The following is a 16,505-nucleotide window of genomic DNA, read 5'->3' as shown; positions in this document are numbered from 1 at the left end:
TATAAGGAGTTGCACCGGTTATTGGCCCTTTAGCTGGAGTGCTCGGAGCCTGCTTTTTACAATCTTCAGGCTTCAGATAAGGTGCCGGCTTCATGCTTATATACATTTTGAAATAAAGATATAACATTCCTATAAATTATCAAGTGAATTAACAATACTTTCCAGTCCATGGCTGGTGATGTGGGTGTAAATCTCTGTTGTCTTGCTGCTCTTGTGCCACGCAGCGACTGGATGTAGCGCAGGTTTATGCCCTGCTCCAAAAGATGGGTGGCAAAGGAGTAACGCAATGAGTTGGGCGTCACTTCTTCTGTAGCCCTGACTTCTTCAGACGGTCTCATAGGTAAGGCTCCTATGGAATATCTGTTAAGAAATCTTGAGGCTTTTCATACTGTTTTATGCAGGACTTTCATGCTTGTTCTGCTAAAATCATTTATTTATTGTTTAAAAGGTTTTGCACGTTTGAGTAGCCTATCCAAGTTCCTAACAAGACCTATTTAGGAGAAATGATTGCTCACCATTGTCTATAGTTTGAACTTATTTTTAAGCAACTGCATATCCTCACTTACTTTCTGGTCCAATATTTTAGCATAGTGCTGCGTGGTTTTGATGTTAGTATGGCCCAGCATCCGGCTCACTGACTCTATAGGCACTCCATTTGAAAGCGTGATGGTGGTGGCGAAAGTGTGGCGGGCGATATGAAAGGTCAGCGGCTTATGGATACCGCAAAGATCTGCTATCTCCTTCAGGTAAGCGTTCATCTTCTGGTTGCTGAGCACCGGGAGCACCCTGTCCAGATTTAGACACTGCGGGTGTTCATTATATTGCTCCAGGATGGACAGGGCAACAGACAGCAGGGGAATTCTGGAGACTGTATCGGTTTTCTGGCGGCTGGTATAAACCCACTTCCCTCCATCCGGACCAGTAACAATTTCAGTACGCTTCAGCTTCTGCACATCAGCGTAGGCAAGGCCGGTAAAGCAGCTGAAAAGGAAGATATCCCGGACCTGACTAAGCCGCTCTATCTCAAACTCCCTTGCTGCTATCTTTTGCAGCTCTTCTTTTGTGAGGAAAGCTCGCACCACTTCCTTTTTGCTCATCCTGAATCCCAGAAAAGGGTCCCGCTGCAACCAGCCATTCTTCAGGCAGATGTGGATCACCTTCTTGAAGTTGCCCAGGTATTTCATCGTGGTATTATGAGCGCAGTTCCTTACGCTCTTGAGCCAGAACTCATAATCTGATATAAACCCGAAGTCAAGCTTTTTGACATCTATGTCCGCTGCTTTGTACTTCCATTTGATGAAGTTACTCGTATGTAGCAATGATGTTCTGTAGCGCTCCAGTGTACCCGGAGCAAAGTCCTTGCCCACCAGCTGCTTTACCTGCTCATTATGCTTTTGGAATACCTCCAGCAGCATGACTGGCTTCTCCTCTACTCCCAGCCACTTGTCTTTGATTGCCTCTATGGTTACCTGCTTATGCTCCTGCAGAAGCTCTTGCTGGTAAGCATATACCCTGGACCTGAGCATGTCCAGGTAGGTGTTAATCCTCCTGGCCTCCTCAGAGCTTCCTTTCATCCGCCCTGCCTCTACAGACCATTTGCCGGGGGTGACAGTACGGTGCGTGCAGGTTTCAAAGCGCTGTCCGGCGATGGTGACGCGCAAGTAGATGGGCAGCAGGTTGCTTTTGGTTATCCTGGATTTCTTGCCATAGAACAGGATGCTGATTTTAGTCTCCATTTCGTTTCCTCCTTTTCTGTTTAAGTTAACATTCATTTGCAGGCTCCACAAGATGTACATTATCTGTACATCTATCTGAAAACCAGAAGGATATGGTAAATTCGGGTACCAAAAACCAAAACTGTTTTTGGTACCCGAATTTACCCCCTTAGGATAGAGAAAAACTGAATAATTTAGCTAAGGTGCGGAAACGAAAAAGCCCGTAAATCAACGATTTACGGGCTTTTTGCTCTTTTTGGTATTGCTACCGGCAGAGAGAGCGGGATTCGAACCCGCGATACCCTTTTGAGGTATACACACTTTCCAGGCGTGCTCCTTCAACCACTCGGACACCTCTCTGTTTCTGGTGCAAAGATAAAAGATAAACTCCCATACTTGCAAACAAACCGCAGCTTATACTTGTGGTTCCGTCAAATAGTCACTTCGCCCCGCAGGTTACGGCTGAGCATCCGGTTTGCCTGGGCCTGGCCGAGGCCAAAACTCAGCACGTACATCATTTTGCTGATAGCAGCTTCGGTGGTGATATCAGCGCCGCCTACTATACCCATATCCTGTAAATGTTTACTCGTTTCGTAACGGCCCTGATCCACGCGCCCTTCATCGCACTGCGATACGTTCAGGATCAGCATACCTTTATTTAGTGCTTCCTGCAGCAGTTCCAGAAACCAGGCTCCCGTAGGTGCATTGCCCGCCCCGAATGTTTCCAGCACCACACCGCGCAGTTCCGGGGTATGCAGGATGCTGCGCACCACCTGCGATGTTATACCCGGAAACAACTTCAGCACGGCCACCCGATCGTCCAGCAACTGGTGCGCCCGAAAAGGTAGCTTTGGATGTGGCAGAATACTTTTGGTGTTATAGTCTATTTCTATACCTGTTTCGGCCAGAGGCGGGTAATTACCGGATTTAAACGCATCGAAGCGCGTACTCTCCGCTTTCTTGGAACGGTTGCCGCGCAGCAGCAGGTTACGGAAGTAAATGCATACTTCAGGCACCATGCTTTTACCTTCCTTTTTGGTCGCTGCAATCTGCAGGGCCGTAATCAGGTTCTCGCGGGCATCTGTGCGGATGCGGCCAATTGGTACCTGTGCCCCAGTGAAGATAACGGGCTTTTGCAGGTTGTCGAGCAAATAACTGAGTGCCGATGCGCTGTATGCCATGGTATCGGTGCCGTGCAGTACCACAAAGCCATCGTAATCATTATAATTTTCAGCTATAAGGCGGGCCAGCAGCAGCCAGTCCGACACTGATACGTTGGACGAATCGATGGCCGGCTCGATGCTCAGCACCGTGAGGAGGTAGTTAAACTGGCGCAGTTCAGGCACATGGTCCATGATCTGTGTAAAATTGAAAGGCACCAGATGTTTTACAGACTTATCGAACACCATCCCAACTGTGCCACCGGTGTACATGATAAGTATGGAAGCTTCGGGATGCAGCGGGGCTGCCGTATCAATATCAACTTTTACGACCTGCATGGCTATTTGGCAAAAAGGTTCAGGGCATTAGCGCTGGTCTGCGCAGCTACTTCCTCCACAGGTTTATTCATCAGCGCCGCCACCCGTTCCGCCACCAGCGGCAGGTAGGCAGGCTGGTTGCGTTTACCCCGGTGCGGCACGGGCGCCAGGTAGGGGCAATCCGTTTCCAGCACCACATCAGCCAGTTGCAGGGAGGGCAGCACTTTGTCCATACCACCGTTTTTAAAGGTAGAGACCCCGCCGATGCCCATCAAAAAACCAAGCTCCTTCACCTTAGCGGCCTGCTCCACAGAGCCGGAGAAACAATGGAAAATGCCCCGCAGCGATCCGTCCTGTGCCGCGGCGACAAGTGCATAGGTTTCATCAAATGAATCGCGGGTGTGCAGCACGACCGGTAAGTGGTGCTTTTTGGCAAGCGCCAGCTGCACTTTCAGGGCCTCCTGCTGTTCAGTCAGGAAAGTTTTATCCCAGTACAAATCAATTCCGCACTCGCCTACGGCTGCAAAGGCACGTTTATCCAGCCACTCCTCCACCAGGTATAATTCGCGTTCAAAATCCTTTGCCACCGAAGTCGGATGCAGTCCCATCATGGGAATACATTGCTGTGGATATTTTGCCTCCGCCTCCAGCATGGCATCAATAGAGGTATGGTCGATGTTGGGCATGTAAATCTGAGCCACACCCGCTGCGGCCGCATCGTCTATGGCCGCGGCTCTGTCCTGGTCAAATTCTTCGGAATAAATATGGGCGTGTGAATCAATGAATTTCATAGGATAATTATTTTGCAAAGCTCAAGCAGGAAGAACCGCTTTCTGCGCTGCAAATTATGGATAAATTGTTTAATCGCTTAATGGTTATATGGCTGCAGGCTGTTTTACGGCGATAATTTCAGGTATAGCCGGAAAGTTTTTCAGTATACCGATAGAATTTCTGCTAACAGATAATGACTTTTTTGTGAGAAGATACCAAAGCAGCTCTTTACCTTTCTAACGCTTTCAATACCTGCGTCCTTTCCAGATGACTTTTATTGGCAGGAAGAAAAATATGATAAGTATAACAGAGGACACCACCAGGTATAACTCAAATAAAATGTAGAGCCACCAGGGAGCGCTGCGGCCCAGCCGCCGCAGGCAAACGGCCGCAAAGATGCTCTGCAAAAGCAGCTTTGCCCCCAAAATAATAAGCGCTGTGCCTACGGAAGTATACAGAAAAAAAGGCAGCAGCACCGGATAATAAGCCCCATGGAGTATAAAAATGGCTGCCATGTAAAAAGGCAGGTGCATTGACCCTCGCATCCAGCGCAGGCGCTGGTGCAGAAAGCCGGCAAAGGAACCGGCCGGTGTAGACAGCGCCAAGACATCCTGATCGTAGATGTTACGGAAATTCCAACCCTGTGCAAGCACCTTGTTAAAAATGGCGATATCCTCCGTAATCGAGAAATCTATACTTTCGAAGCCTCCCACCTGCTCATAAGCCTGCCGCCGCAGCAGCATGTTGTTGCCCATGGCCGTAACCGGCAGCCCCAGATCCGACACCACCTGCATCAGCCCCAGCGCATAAAGCCAGTCCAGTGTTTGCAGCCGGTCAAAAACTCCGCTGCCTACCGTGGTGGTGATGCCGGTAACTACGCCAACTCCTTCCTTCAGTTCTGTCAGCATGGCCTGCACCCACTGCGGTGGTACGGCAATGTCCGCATCGGTATAAAAAAAGTAATCGGTGGAAGCGAGTTTAGCGAGTTGTGCCAGCACGTTGGCCTTGCCCCGCGCTTTGCCGAGGGTATGTGTAACAGGAATACAGGAATAAAGGGGCCTGTCGTGGATATAAGCCTCCACTACACCACGTGTAGCATCGGTAGAGGCATCGTCGCCAATCAATACTTCAACTTTTTCCGGAGGATAGTGCAGCTTGCTTATGGCCTCTAAGCACCTGATAATTGTATGTTCTTCATTTCTGGCAGCAATGAGGATGCTGATACGGGGCTGATATTCCGGATGCGAAGTATAGCGCCTGCGGTTGAACAGCAGCAACCAAAACAGGGCCAGAAAAAGCAGAAAGTAAAGTATAAAATAGGCAACCGATACAATCATAGGGTTTTAAAGCTGTAACCGAGCCCGCAAAAGTGATCCAGAAAACGCGGCAAGGCATACATCATATTGCGCTTTGCTTTCAGGCTATCGTGAAATACGATGATGCTGCCGCTTTGGGTGTGTTGCAGCGTGTTTTGCAGGCACTTTTCGGAAGGCAACGTGTTGTCGTAGTCGTTGGTGAGCACATCCCACATCACCAGTTCATACTTGCCCCTTAGCTGCGCTGCCTGCCGGCTGCTGATACGGCCGTAAGGTGGCCTGAAAAGCTGGGGGCTCCGCGCTGGTTGCAACTTGTCGAGTGCTGCCTGGCAAGCCGCCACATTTTGCAGGTAGTCCTGCAGCGGCGTCCGCCAGCCTTTCAGGTGGTTATAAGTATGATTTGCCAGCACATGTCCTTGCATGAGCACCTGCCTGGCTACTTCCGGATGTTTTACCAGGTTATCGCCTACACAGAAGAAGGTAGCTTTTGCCTCAAACTTCGCCAGCTGTTCCAGTACCCAGGGCGTTACTTCCGGAATCGGGCCATCGTCGAAAGTCAGGTATAAGCTTTTTCCCCTGGCTTGCCGGCTCCAGGTATAGCCGGGCATTAGCTTTTTCAGCAGTGTCGGGGTTTTGTAAAGGCGCAGCAAAGGGGTAGTTGGAAGATTTGGAACCTTGAAGATTTAAAACTCAGAAGATGGAATCACCACTTCAAAACATACGTAGCGCAGCTATACTTTAACATTTTCAAATTTACACATCTTCAAATCTACAGATTTAAAACTATTTAAACCGGCAGGAGAGCAGCGTGATATCGTCGTTAAAAGAGGCTTCTTCGTTGTAGAGATTTATTTCGTGGAGCAATTGCAGGTGCAGCATCCTGGAACTCAGAAAACGGTTGCGCTGCATGAACTTAATGGTGCCTTCAATGCCAAACTCCGCTTCGTTCGCATCAAACACTTCTGTCAGCCCATCGGTATAGCACAGCAGCACCGAATTATGGGGGATAGACACTTTAATAACGGACAGAAACGGCAGCTCATCAAAAACGCCCAGCATGGTGCAGCCATCGTGCAACAACTCATGCACATGGTTGCCGTGCAACAGAATCGGTGCGTTGTGCCCGGCATTTACGTAGGTCAGTTCGCGGGTCTTCCGGTTATAGACGGCGATAAAGGTTGTAATAAATTTTTCGGCAATGGCATTGCGGTAAATGAGGTAATTGAGTTCCGTAACAACGGTTTTCAGGTCTGAGGTCTGGCGCAGGATGGTGCGCAGTCCTGCCTGGAAGTTCGACATCAGCAGGGAAGCCGGTACGCCTTTTCCCGACACATCGGCCACGCAAAACAGAAACTGATCCGCATCTATCTCTACAAAATCGTAGTAGTCGCCGCCGATTGAAGAATGTGGTATGTAACTGGCATGTATGGCTACGTCGCTGTCGTTGGGCAGGCTCTTGGGGAACAGCATGGCCTGCACCTCGCGCGCAATCTCAATTTCACGCCGGATAGACTCCTGTGCCAGCCGTTGCCGCGCCATTTTGTGGTTTTCGATGGCTACCAGCATGATGTTACTTACCGTCTGCACAAAATCCAGCGCATCGGTATTGTGATAGTGAGGCTGCATTTTGCCTATCATTACAAAAGCCAGCACTTTGCCGTTGTGCAGAATAGGAATCACGATCTCAAAAGCCAGCCATTTTTTACCCACGCTTAGCTCAGAAGTATACGTAATCTCAGTGATGTTTTTTATCGAATCCGGAAGCTGCTGTTTTGAAAAATCCTGATCCGTGCCGTAAGATGCCTTACAATCCCAGCCTTCATCGTTCACAAAGAGCGAGAGACGGCTGATATGGAGTTGCGCCAGCAGTGTGAACCTGTAAATTTTGTACAGCGCCGCCTCAGGCAGGTTGTCGTTGATGGCGCGGGTTATTTCCAGCAGGGCCGTTAATTCCAGTTTCTTCAGGTTAAGCTCCTGCTGCATGTTGGGTACAATGATATCAGGCATTCGAAATCGGGATTTTATGATCGTAAGCATCACGGAGGCCATTGCCCGGCGGGTTAAAGGCCAGCAGCGGTATACGGATGCCAATGCTCGGTAAAAATACTAAAAAAAGCACAGCCCTGACATCAATTAAGAAATATGCTCATCTGTTAATGTGATAATGTACCAATCATCAAGCTATTATGTAGCAGCTCCTGCAAGTTTGCTTTTACCTGACCGCCTAACCAAAAGCCTTGCTACAACAGCATGATGCGGCATTGGATGAAGACACGGGCCCCGTTGCCATTTAAAGAGAATTGTGCACCATAAGGCCGGCCTTGGTTGCCAGGAAATAATATTCCCGGCATTGCCTGCCAAAATCCGCCTCTACATAGGCATGTTCAGTATCCTGGTCCGGGTACAGGATTTTAACATAGCCCTTCCGGATCAGGGATTGTAGGGCCGCGCAGATTTCCTCATCGCTTAAAGAAAGCGTACTTTTCAGGTCAGGGTATGATGTAACGAAGTATAGCTCGTCCAGAATATCGAATTCGTTTTCGCTCATGGGGTTCGGATGATTCTTCCTTTCCAGCGGTAACGGCCCGCCAGGCCTGCAACTGCTGTACAGATTACGTACGGAATGTATACGCACTGCAGCGGCAGCATGTACCAAAGATAGCGCCGCCTGCCCAGGAAGGTAAGTATACGCTCTAAAAATATAAAATCTATTGCAAACTTGGCAACATAGGCCGCAATAAACCAGAGTAGTGGCAAGCGGCCCAGCCACAACAGCACCACAGCAGCAAACAGCAGCAGGTTAACCACAAACACAACCGCCGCCATTACCTGCACATTTATACTTTGATAAGCTTTCCATTTACTGGCCCACCGCACCCGCTGCGACAAAAAGGAAGCCAGCGATTTACGGGCGCAAGTATAAACTATTGCTTTATTATTTTTCAGGAAAGCTATTTTGCCCGGATATAGTTTGCTGACCTTGTGAAGCAGAAATTCGTCGTCGCCGCTGGCTATACTTTCGTTGCCGGAAAAGCCGCCGGCCGCTTCAAATATTGCTTTGGTATAGGCCAGGTTCGCGCCGTTGCACATGTTCGGTTTCTGAAGCCGGATGGAAGCGCCGCCCACGCCTATCAGGGCAGCAAACTCCACCAGTTGCATCCGCTCGAACAAAGTATAGGTATGGTGAAAACAAACCGGCCCGCTGATGAAGTATGGCTGCTGTGTCTGGTACAGGTAAGCGAACTGCCGCAGCCATTCCGGGCCCACGCGGCAGTCGCCGTCGGTAAATACCAGCAGTTCACCCTGCGCCAGCTCCACCCCTTTTGCGACAGCAGCTTTTTTACCATACAATTTAACATAACTATTCAACCTTATACTTTTTATGACCATGCCGGCGCTAAGTATAAATTCCTCCACCAGCTCCGCAGTTCCGTCCTCAGAATGGTCATCTATTATGAGTACTTCCAGTAACTGCTGCGGGTATACCTGCGTCGCCAGGTCCTGCAGCAAAGGCAGCATATTTGCGGCTTCGTTGCGAACAGGAATGATAACAGAAATGGCTGTAGCTGGACGAAAGCCGGCGGGCGTATCTGTGGACGGTATTTTTTTCCAGGCTTGCCTGCAGCGCAGAATCAGCCAGCCATAGGCAGCGAGCGATAATAACAGCAGAAACAATATCAGCATAAAACACCCCTGCAAATGGAATATGGAGCAGCGTTCAGCAACAGCAGCGCTCTTAATTGAAAAAACTTATCCGGCTTAGCGTATTGTGAGATCATGGTCAGGATGGAGGCGGCGCGATACAGCGGCAGGCAAATACCCGGCAAAGAAACTTATAAAAAGATTATCTCTGCAAATATACTTTTTAGCCCGCACGAATAATGCTAATTTGCGCCTCTATGATTTACGCTGCTGTACCCCCGCCCCACAAATTTATACTTGGCATCGACCCAGGAACCCAAATAATGGGCTATGGTTTGATTGAAGTTACCGGCTCTAAAGTGCAGGTGGTGCAGTATGGCGTTATAAACCTGAAGAGCTACAGCAATCACGCCATCAAGTTAAAGAAAATCTTTGACCGCATGATACAGCTCATCGACGAGTACCTGCCCGACGAATTGGCTATCGAATCTCCTTTTTTTGGCGTTAACGTGCAAAGTATGCTGAAGCTGGGGCGGGCCCAGGGCGTGGCCATTGCCGCCGCTCTCTCCCGCGACATCCCTTACGTGGAGTATGCGCCCAAAAAGATCAAGCAGTCTATCACCGGCAACGGCAATGCCTCCAAAGAGCAGGTAGCCAGTATGCTGGTACAGATTCTGAAGATACAGGAAGCGCCCAAACTGCTGGATGCCACCGACGCATTGGGCGTAGCGCTTTGCCACCATTACCAGAAAGGTAACAACGCCAAGCAGGGTGGCAAATCGTGGAAAGGTTTTCTGGCGGATAACCCGGACAGGCTGGCACAATAAATTTCAGTTTAACAAATTTGCGTGATCCGGCAGGTCGCAGCATACTTCTCTGGTTCAGCATAAAGTAACTTACCTGTCTGGAGGCTTTAAACAGCTTCTTTAAAGCAGCTTACCCAGTTCTTTAAAGTCTGAAATTCTATAGGTTGCTTCGGTTTGCGCATGCAGGTTATACTTATCATATAAAGCCGTATCAATACCCAACTCCCGCGCTGCTTTTATTTCAGATTCAGGATCATCGCCAACCACCAGCATTTCGGCAGGTGTATAGCCGTTTCTTTCCATAATATCCGCAAAAACATCCTTCTTTGTTTTTGCGGAGGTCATCGGATCAACTATGTGAATTTCTTTGAAGTCCTTTTCGATGCCCATCCCCCTGATTTTACTTAGTTGTAACTTCCTGAATCCTGTGGTTACCAGGAAACGTTCGCCGGGCAAGAGCCCTGTTTCCGCATAATCGCTGAAATATTTTATGGGGCCGCTGTATGTCAGGTCATTCAGCAGGTTGATTCCCTTTTGTGTAAGCTCATGGCTAAACTGATGATGCGCAGCAACCATCTGAAAGGGTTTGCGCATGATATCAGCTTTTATAACATCCATATCAGACTGGTGCTGTCCGCTGGCTGCTATCAATCTAAAAAGGGAGGCAAACAACTGCTCTCCTATCAAAGGGACGGCATAAATGGTGTTATCCAAATCGTAGATAATTGCTTCTTTCATCACATTTTAATCAGCTATAAATCAGTATGGTATAAACCAGCTTGTGTAAGTGCAGCCTTTTGTGAATTCATATACCAAATAAAACAGCTTGCATTCCGTACGTAATCTAATCTGCGGTGACTGCGTATGCAATTGCATCTATTTACTCAAAAATTACCCCGAATACCAAATTAGCTATAACTTTACGGCCGAAACCCGATGTACCAAATGGCGAGTAGCGCTTTGATCTATAAAATTTGACTTTACCTGATGCGTAAATATGTAACGACAAGGAGGCTGGACCGTGTTTTTCTTGAACTCTACAGAATCTATATTTTCATTGGCCGCTTTTTTAAGGAAGTTTTCCTACCCCCCTACGAAGCAAAAGAAATCCTGGCCCAGTGCTACGAGGTAGGCGTGCGCTCGCTGCCGCTTATCTCCTTAACGGGCTTCATCATTGGCATTGTTTTCACCAATCAGTCGCGTCCCTCCCTGGCCGAGTTTGGCGCAACCTCCTGGCTGCCTGCCCTTATCTCCATTGCTATTGTGCGGGCGCTGGCACCGCTGGTAACAGCCATTATCGCAGCCGGCCGTGTGGGCTCCAGCATTGGCGCAGAATTGGGCTCTATGAAGGTAACGGAGCAGATTGACGCCATGGAAGTGTCGGCTACCAATCCTTTTAAGTTTCTGGTGGTAAGCCGCGTACTAGCCACCACCCTGATGATACCTGCCCTGACGATGTACACCATGTTTGTGGCCCTGATGGGTGCCTACCTGAGCGTACATCAGAACGAGCTGACAAGTATAACCACGTATTTTGTACAGGTATTCAGTGCTATTTCGTTCCTGGATATTTTTGCATCGGTTATAAAATCTTTCCTCTTTGGTTTTACAGTGGGCATGGTAGGGTGTTACAAAGGTTATCACTCTTCTAAAGGGACAGAAGGCGTGGGAAAAGCGGCTAACTCATCGGTGGTAACGGCCATGTTCCTTATTTTTATTGAGGAGCTGCTGACCATGCAGATCATCAACGCCATCCGCGCATTTTAACTATGAAAAAGGAAGAACCAAAAATAGATTACAGCAACAAAGTCATAGAAATCAGGGGGCTGGAGAAGTCCTTTGACGAACTGGACATTCTGCGGGGCGTGGATCTGGATCTGTATCAGGGTGAAAACCTGGTGGTGCTGGGCCGCTCCGGCACCGGTAAATCCGTACTGATCAAAATTATCTCTGGATTGCTGAAGCCGGATGCCGGGCGCGTGAACGTGCTGGGGCAGGAGGTGGAAACACTCAATGCAAAAGAGTTGCAGGCCTTGCGCCTCAAAATCGGCTTCTCTTTCCAGAACAGTGCGCTTTACGATAGTATGACCATCCGCGAGAACCTGGAATTCCCGCTGGTGCGCAACTCCCGCCACATGAGCCGCAAAGACATCGACCGCATTGTGGAAGTGGTGCTGGATGCGGTGGGCCTGTCGCAAACTATTAACCAGATGCCTTCTGAGCTTTCCGGCGGCCAGCGCAAGCGTATCGGTATTGCCCGCACCTTAATTCTGCGGCCCGAGATTATGCTTTACGATGAACCCACGGCCGGCCTGGACCCAATTACGAGTATAGAAATTAACAAGCTCATCAACGAGGTGCAACGCAGGTTTAAAACATCATCCATCATCATCACCCACGACCTGACCTGCGCACGCGCAACCGGCGACCGGATAGCCATGCTGCTGGACGGACAGTTTCAGCGCCAGGGTACTTTTGAGGAAGTGTTCGACACCAATGACGAGCGTATACAATCGTTTTACAATTACAACTTTATACAATAGATGAACACAGCAGAAAATAAACGCGCCATTGTGGTAGGAATATTTATCCTCCTGGCTATAGTGATATTTGTTGCCGCTGTGCTGACACTGGGCGGCCAGCAGAAAAGGTTTATTCAGAGCATCAGCATCAGTACTGTTTTTGATGATGTGGAAGGTCTGAAGCCCGGCAACAATGTATGGTTTTCGGGAGTGAAAATAGGCAATGTGAAAGAAATAAAGTTCTATGGCACCTCCCAGGTACAGGTTATCATGGACATTGAGGAGAGCTCTCAGAAGTATATCCGCCAGGATGCAAAGGCCAAAATAAGCTCTGAGAGCCTTATCGGCAATCAGATTATCGAAATAATGGACGGAACACAGCAGGCCCCGCCTGTAGTAGATGGCAGCATGCTGCAATCTGTGCCAAGCCTGAATACGGACGATATCATGAAAACGCTGCAGGAAAATAACGAGAACTTTGTTGGGATAACCAAGAACCTGGAGCAGATAACATCGCAGCTGGTGCGGGGCGAAGGAACTATAGGCGCGCTGCTGGCCGACACAACGCTGGCTGATAATTTCCGTTCGATGGTGGCCAGCCTGCAGCAGACATCCGCCAATACCGTGAGGGCCTCCAATGCGCTTACGCGTTTTACATCCAAACTAAATACAGAAGACGGGCTGGCCAGCGAGCTGCTGACAGACACCACCGTTTTCAACCAGTTGCAGGCTTCTGTGGCGCAGCTGCAGCAGGCTACTACTTCGGCTACACAAATGGCCAACAACCTGCAGGAAGCCTCGGGCAAGCTTAACGGGCAAAACAGTGCTGTGGGCGTGCTGCTGAATGACCAGGAGTTTGCCAACCAGTTGCAAAGCACCATGCAAAACCTGAAAACCGGTACCGAAAAACTCGACCAGAACATGGAAGCCCTGCAGCACAATTTCCTGCTGCGCGGCTTTTTTAAGAAGCAGGACAAGCGTAGAGAAGAAGCCCTGGAAGACTCGCTGGAGCAGCTTAACAAGTAATATTCAAGTATACTTTAAATAAAAGTGCTGCCAGCGTATAAATCTGGCAGCACTTTTATTTAACTGATTATTTGCAATTAATTTTTCCGGGTACAGCTTAACCAAAAAGGTCAGTGCTCAGGTAGCGATCTCCTCTATCACAGACAATAAACACGATAACACCAGACTCTAGCTCCTGTGCTAACTGGCAGCTGGCATACAACGCGCCCCCGCTGCTCATACCTGCAAGTATACCTTCTTCTTTGGCCAGCCTTCTTGTCATGTCGGTTGCCTCCTGTTCACTTACATCTATAATCCGGTCAACTCTTTCCTTTTCATATATTTCCGGCAGGAATTCCGGCGACCAACGACGAATGCCCGGAATATTAGAGCCTTGTTTAGGTTGCGTGCCGATGATCTGAACTGTCGGGTCCTGCTCTTTGAGGTACCTGGATACTCCCATTATAGTACCTGTTGTGCCCATCGCAGAAACAAAATGAGTAATACTCCCCTGCGTATCCCGCCATATCTCCGGCCCGGTTGCTTTATAGTGCGACAAGTAATTATCCGGGTTAGAGAACTGGTTGAGCATAAAATAGCCTTCATTTGCTGCCATTTCTGCCGCCAGGGTGCGGGAGTACTCTATCGTTTTGGCTGCTGGGGTTAATATAAGCTCCGCACCGTAGGCCTGCATCGCTTTAACACGCTCCGCAGTAGAGTTGTCTGTCATGATTATGGTAATCTGTACCCCCAGCGCCCGCGCAATCATAGCCAGTGCAATGCCGGTATTACCGCTGGTGGCCTCTACCAACCGGTCACCCGGTCTGATATCTCCTCTGTCGAGTGCGCTCTTGATCATGCTGTAAGCAGCCCGGTCCTTTACACTTCCACCTGGATTCTGGCCTTCCAGCTTTGCATAAATTTTTACGTTTTTAGCAGGATTGATATTCTTAATCTCCACCAATGGTGTATTGCCAATAAGATCGAATAATGTCATAGTTCCATTCTGAAATTCCGGACTTCAGTCTCTTCAATGTTCATAGACTGTATGCTGGTTTTATAATAAACTTTTGTGAACGGGGGCACACTCCTCGTAATCCACACATTACCTCCTATGATACTGTCATGCCCGATAATGGTCTCGCCGCCTAAGATAGTCGCTCCTGCATAAATAGTAACATTATCTTCAACAGTCGGGTGACGCTTTTTCTCAGCATCCAGCTTGCTTATACTTAGCGCTCCCAAAGTTACACCCTGATAAATCTTTACCCCATTCCCTATTACGGTTGTTTCTCCTATTACTATCCCTGTTCCGTGATCTATACAAAAGAACTCTCCTATTTCAGCCCCGGGATGTATATCAATCCCCGTTCTGCTGTGAGCATGTTCTGTAATCGTTCTTGGAATAACCGGGACTTTCATCATGTATAAGGCATGTGCTACTCTGTAAGCTGCGATGGCATAAAAGCCAGGATAGGATCGTATTACCTCATTAAGACTTTTTGACGCCGGATCTCCCTCATACATTGCCACCGCATCTTGCGAGAGCATCTTATGAATATCAGGTAGTTTATCGAAAAAATGTGTTGCCAGTTGCTCCCCATTGAGCGGATTTTCAGGTGAACTTTTAAACAGCATCTGGCCCAGTTGCATCTTCAGCTCTTTCATGTGCAACTCCAACTCCTCAGGCGTACCGAACACTTTCTTAGAGAAGTCCGGGAAAAGCGTACCCAGCAGCTCAATAAAAAAGTTTGAAACTGCTTCAGGTCCCGGGCAGTCAGGGCATCTGGCATGGGAAGCATACAAGTCCTGCAAAAATCTTTTATCCATACTCTTAAGCTTTATTCCGGGTTTAATCAGCTTTGCTTCTCCACAGAACTACAACATGCTGAAAACAAGACCTCCACAAACTTCATAAAAGCCTGTGCACTGATAACGATGCTTACTTCTACGTTTAAAACGTTCTGACAAAACAAAATAAACCACAAGTCTCCTCTTTTGTTATACAAGTGGCAGTCCTTTTAAGTAAATGTAAAGCAGCAAAACTCTAAGTGGCACAGGGAAGATACAAAAAAAGAGCCAGACGATGCTGGCTCATAAATTTTCCCGTTAGAATTCTCATCAGAAATATCTGCTTAAATAACCCGGACCACGTTTTAAAGGATATTGATGCTTATAGAGCAATTCTTTATTCCTGATAAGCAGCCTGTATATTTTTGGCTGTCTCTTCAAACTCTTCTTTGCTGAATTTCTTTTTATTGGCAAAGTTCATGTCCTGCATGCTGTTGAGCGGAATAAGGTGTACGTGTGCATGGGGAACTTCCAATCCCACCACCGCTACACCAATGCGCTTGCAGGGCACTGCCTGCTCTACTGCCGCAGCCACTTTTTTGGCAAACGCCATCAGGCCAAGGTACATATCTTCATCCAGGTCGAAAATATAATCTGTCTGTTGCTTGGGTATTACCAAAGTATGGCCTTTAGCCGTAGGAAATACATCCAGGAAGGCCAGAAAGCGATCGTCTTCAGCTACTTTATAAGCCGGAATTTCGCCGTTAATGATCTTTGTGAATATTGAAGCTTCCATACTTACCTGCTTATTTCCAGGATCTTGAACTGCAGCTTACCGGCAGGCACCGTAATGTCGGCCACATCGCCCACAGATTTACCCAGCAGGCCCTTTCCGATAGGCGACTTAACAGAAATTTTACCGGCTGCCAGGTTGGCCTCTTCTTCTGCCACCAAAGTATAATCCAGCACCATGTTATTTTTCAGGTTCTTGATTTTTACTTTAGATAAAATCAGCGCTTTGCTCGCATCCAGCCCTGATTCGTCTATCAGCCGGGCGTTGCCCACTATTTCTTCCATCTTGGCGATTTTAAGCTCCAGGTGGCCTTGTGCATCTTTTGCGGCGTCATATTCTGCATTCTCGCTCAGGTCACCCTTATCGCGGGCTTCGGCCAGCTGACGGGCCACTTCGGCACGGCCTTTGGTTTTGAGCTCAGCCAATTCAGCCTTTAACTTTTGCAGGCCCTCTGCTGTGTAATACGAAATGTTGCTCATAATTAGTCTTTACGTTTAAAACACAAAAACAAAAAGAACGGTTATGGCGCGCATAACCGTTCTTTTTGCCAAGTATGTAACTTAATTTAAATTTTTTCTGAGGTGCGGCTTCACTGCAAAAAAGTTCGGCCGCCGCTGTATACCATAAGCTGGTATTTGATTAAGGTATAAACTCCGGGCTACTCCC

18 protein-coding genes and 1 tRNA gene are annotated in these 16,505 nt (G+C 48.3%); 4 read left to right on the top strand and 15 right to left on the bottom strand.

Annotation, left to right across the window (positions count from 1 at the left end; all coding sequences use genetic code 11):
- Positions 1 to 65 precede the first annotated feature (65 nt).
- From I2I11_RS16070 to I2I11_RS16025, 10 genes are all read right to left on the bottom strand, one after another.
- Positions 66 to 338 (bottom strand): site-specific integrase, encoded by a 273-nt coding sequence (locus tag I2I11_RS16070; protein WP_230680349.1) that lies wholly within the window; start codon positions 336 to 338, stop codon positions 66 to 68.
- Between the two features lie 183 nt (positions 339 to 521).
- A complete protein-coding gene (locus I2I11_RS16065; protein ID WP_230680348.1) occupies positions 522 to 1,772 on the bottom strand; it encodes a site-specific integrase in 1,251 nt (416 codons plus the stop codon).
- A gap of 215 nt (positions 1,773 to 1,987) precedes the next feature.
- Positions 1,988 to 2,075: transfer RNA gene (locus I2I11_RS16060), tRNA-Ser, on the bottom strand.
- Between the two features lie 71 nt (positions 2,076 to 2,146).
- The gene (locus I2I11_RS16055; protein WP_196268745.1) at positions 2,147 to 3,214 is read right to left on the bottom strand and encodes an asparaginase; all 1,068 of its coding nucleotides are present in this window, start codon (positions 3,212 to 3,214) and stop codon (positions 2,147 to 2,149) included.
- A gap of 2 nt (positions 3,215 to 3,216) precedes the next feature.
- Complete coding sequence (locus I2I11_RS16050) at positions 3,217 to 3,984, bottom strand: TatD family hydrolase (protein WP_196268744.1); 768 nt, start codon at positions 3,982 to 3,984, stop codon at positions 3,217 to 3,219.
- A gap of 225 nt (positions 3,985 to 4,209) precedes the next feature.
- Positions 4,210 to 5,301 (bottom strand): glycosyltransferase, encoded by a 1,092-nt coding sequence (locus I2I11_RS16045; protein ID WP_196268743.1) that lies wholly within the window; start codon positions 5,299 to 5,301, stop codon positions 4,210 to 4,212.
- Positions 5,298 to 5,930, bottom strand: coding sequence for a polysaccharide deacetylase family protein (locus I2I11_RS16040; protein WP_196268742.1), 633 nt, complete (start codon positions 5,928 to 5,930; stop codon positions 5,298 to 5,300). The genes I2I11_RS16045 and I2I11_RS16040 overlap by 4 nt, the downstream gene beginning before the upstream one ends.
- 133 nt (positions 5,931 to 6,063) lie before the next feature.
- Positions 6,064 to 7,287 (bottom strand): PP2C family protein-serine/threonine phosphatase, encoded by a 1,224-nt coding sequence (locus I2I11_RS16035; protein WP_196268741.1) that lies wholly within the window; start codon positions 7,285 to 7,287, stop codon positions 6,064 to 6,066.
- 283 nt (positions 7,288 to 7,570) lie between these two features.
- Entirely contained in the window at positions 7,571 to 7,828 is a 258-nt protein-coding gene (locus I2I11_RS16030; RefSeq protein WP_196268740.1) for a hypothetical protein, read from the bottom strand.
- A complete protein-coding gene (locus I2I11_RS16025; RefSeq protein ID WP_230680347.1) occupies positions 7,825 to 8,964 on the bottom strand; it encodes a glycosyltransferase in 1,140 nt (379 codons plus the stop codon). Before I2I11_RS16025 ends, I2I11_RS16030 begins: the two co-directional genes overlap by 4 nt.
- Before the next feature lie 215 nt (positions 8,965 to 9,179).
- Here I2I11_RS16025 and ruvC point away from each other — a divergent pair, with 215 nt between their 5' ends.
- Positions 9,180 to 9,749, top strand: coding sequence for a crossover junction endodeoxyribonuclease RuvC (gene ruvC / locus I2I11_RS16020; protein WP_196268739.1), 570 nt, complete (start codon positions 9,180 to 9,182; stop codon positions 9,747 to 9,749).
- Between the two features lie 99 nt (positions 9,750 to 9,848).
- Here the strand turns inward: ruvC and I2I11_RS16015 are convergent, their stop codons facing one another.
- Positions 9,849 to 10,466, bottom strand: coding sequence for an HAD family hydrolase (locus I2I11_RS16015; RefSeq protein WP_230680346.1), 618 nt, complete (start codon positions 10,464 to 10,466; stop codon positions 9,849 to 9,851).
- Positions 10,467 to 10,715: 249 nt separating this feature from the next.
- Between I2I11_RS16015 and I2I11_RS16010 the strand changes: the two genes are divergently transcribed.
- Genes I2I11_RS16010 through I2I11_RS16000 form a run of 3 tightly spaced genes read left to right on the top strand, consistent with a single transcriptional unit; the run spans position 10,716 to position 13,276 of the window.
- Positions 10,716 to 11,495: an MlaE family ABC transporter permease gene (locus I2I11_RS16010; protein ID WP_196268737.1), complete on the top strand. Its 780-nt coding sequence runs from the start codon at positions 10,716 to 10,718 to the stop codon at positions 11,493 to 11,495.
- A gap of 2 nt (positions 11,496 to 11,497) precedes the next feature.
- Positions 11,498 to 12,271 carry an ABC transporter ATP-binding protein gene (locus I2I11_RS16005; RefSeq protein WP_196268736.1) on the top strand — a complete coding sequence of 258 codons (774 nt, stop codon included), beginning with the start codon at positions 11,498 to 11,500 and terminating at the stop codon, positions 12,269 to 12,271.
- Positions 12,272 to 13,276: an MlaD family protein gene (locus tag I2I11_RS16000; protein ID WP_196268735.1), complete on the top strand. Its 1,005-nt coding sequence runs from the start codon at positions 12,272 to 12,274 to the stop codon at positions 13,274 to 13,276.
- Positions 13,277 to 13,373: 97 nt separating this feature from the next.
- Here I2I11_RS16000 and cysM read toward each other — a convergent pair whose 3' ends face one another.
- The 4 genes from cysM to greA form a co-directional block, all read right to left on the bottom strand.
- Positions 13,374 to 14,252, bottom strand: a complete 879-nt coding sequence (cysM, locus tag I2I11_RS15995) for a cysteine synthase CysM (RefSeq protein ID WP_196268734.1) — start codon at positions 14,250 to 14,252, stop codon at positions 13,374 to 13,376.
- The gene (locus I2I11_RS15990) at positions 14,249 to 15,085 is read right to left on the bottom strand and encodes a serine O-acetyltransferase (protein WP_196268733.1); all 837 of its coding nucleotides are present in this window, start codon (positions 15,083 to 15,085) and stop codon (positions 14,249 to 14,251) included. Before I2I11_RS15990 ends, cysM begins: the two co-directional genes overlap by 4 nt.
- A gap of 358 nt (positions 15,086 to 15,443) precedes the next feature.
- Entirely contained in the window at positions 15,444 to 15,842 is a 399-nt protein-coding gene (locus I2I11_RS15985) for an HIT family protein (protein WP_196268732.1), read from the bottom strand.
- A 2-nt stretch (positions 15,843 to 15,844) separates the two neighbouring features.
- Positions 15,845 to 16,318: a transcription elongation factor GreA gene (gene greA / locus I2I11_RS15980; RefSeq protein WP_196268731.1), complete on the bottom strand. Its 474-nt coding sequence runs from the start codon at positions 16,316 to 16,318 to the stop codon at positions 15,845 to 15,847.
- Positions 16,319 to 16,505: the final 187 nt, after the last annotated feature.

The sequence above is a fragment of the Pontibacter rufus genome, from assembly GCF_015694705.1.
GTDB lineage: Bacteria > Bacteroidota > Bacteroidia > Cytophagales > Hymenobacteraceae > Pontibacter > Pontibacter rufus.
The sequence above is the reverse complement of the archived record's forward strand: the minus strand, read 5'-3'. Positions and strand labels throughout refer to the sequence as shown.